The 272-nt window shown below is 64.3% G+C and carries 1 protein-coding gene; it reads right to left on the bottom strand.

Going from position 1 to position 272, the window contains the following annotated elements:
* Positions 1-248, bottom strand: a 248-nt coding sequence (locus R0J88_RS20275) for a sulfatase-like hydrolase/transferase (protein ID WP_410900916.1), incomplete at its 3' end; no start/stop codon positions are given.
* Between the last annotated feature and the right edge of the window lie 24 nt (positions 249-272).

Raw genomic sequence — 272 nt, 5'->3', positions numbered from 1 at the left:
ATCATGCCCAGCCCGGCAATGTGCGGGTCATTGCCCGACATCAGCATTGCCCGGGTGGGGGAGCAACTGGGCGCGGCATGAAAGTCCAGCATCAGGCGGCCGTCGGCCAGCAGCTTGTCCAGGTGCGGGGTCTGGATCTCGCTGCCCAGGGCGGACAGGTCGGAAAAGCCGAGGTCATCGGCGACGATCAGCAGAATGTTTGGTTGCTTAACTGTTTGCGCAGCCATAACCTGGCTGGCGCCGAGCATGAGCAGGCCGAGGGCGGCAAGGGG

It is taken from the genome of Pseudoalteromonas sp. SIMBA_162, assembly GCF_046535955.1.
Classification (GTDB): domain Bacteria; phylum Pseudomonadota; class Gammaproteobacteria; order Enterobacterales; family Alteromonadaceae; genus Pseudoalteromonas; species Pseudoalteromonas marina.
The sequence above is the reverse complement of the archived record's forward strand: the minus strand, read 5'-3'. Positions and strand labels throughout refer to the sequence as shown.